This window comes from Vibrio sp. Vb2131, assembly GCF_033338535.1.
In the GTDB taxonomy this organism is placed as follows: Bacteria; Pseudomonadota; Gammaproteobacteria; order Enterobacterales; family Vibrionaceae; genus Vibrio; species Vibrio alginolyticus.
The window spans coordinates 1-676 of record NZ_JAWOSW010000079.1 but is presented as its reverse complement, the minus strand read 5'-3'; the positions used below and the strand labels follow the sequence as shown (position 1 = coordinate 676).

At 44.2% G+C, this 676-nt stretch carries 2 protein-coding genes; both read left to right on the top strand.

Going from position 1 to position 676, the window contains the following annotated elements; genetic code table 11:
* Positions 1–62: 62 nt before the first annotated feature.
* Entirely contained in the window at positions 63–218 is a 156-nt protein-coding gene (locus R7E38_RS23585) for a hypothetical protein (protein ID WP_411978451.1), read from the top strand.
* Positions 219–279: 61 nt separating this feature from the next.
* Positions 280–672, top strand: a complete 393-nt coding sequence (locus R7E38_RS22965) for a type II toxin-antitoxin system RelE/ParE family toxin (RefSeq protein WP_224723981.1) — start codon at positions 280–282, stop codon at positions 670–672.
* The last annotated feature ends 4 nt before the right edge of the window (positions 673–676 follow it).

Sequence of the window (676 nt, the reverse complement as noted above, 5' to 3'; positions counted from 1 at the left end):
AACAACTTTTGCACGCCTTCGAGGTTTTAGAGAGGCAGCACAAGGAGCAGCACAGCGAGTTCGTGAAGCTCTACAAGGATTTAGAGAAAAGATTCGAGCAGAGCAGCGAGGAGAACCAACGCTTACAGAGCAGTGTGAGCAGCTTGACCATGCAAGTAAACAACTTGACGCAGCAGCTCCAGTCGTTGGAAAAGCAATACAGCAAGAGCAGTCGTTAGCACGACAAAATCGCAGAGGTCGAGGTTTCGGATTTAATCGTTAATACATTTGAAAATACGCTTGCCAGGAGTACAATGTACTCCTATTCTTTTGGGAGAGGATCGGGTTATTAGCTACGCATTAGAGTTTATTGAAACGCCATTGTTTGAATCTCAGCGAAAAGAGATGCTCACGGATGAAGAGTTTCGAGCGTTGCAGTCAGACATCATCAAAAACCCAGAAATGGGATCGTTGATTGTCGGAACGGGAGGGCTAAGAAAAGTTCGCCTTGCTGGAGAATCGACAGGTAAGAGTGGTGGTTATCGAACGATTTACTTACTGATCCAACCTGATGTTGTCTATTTGGTGTTGCTGTACAAGAAAGGGAGAAAGGACTCTTTAACTCAGAAAGAGAAGAATCTCCTTAAAGAAGTGTCGAGGTCGATTAAGAGAGAGTATGACAATGAGCAATAGTATT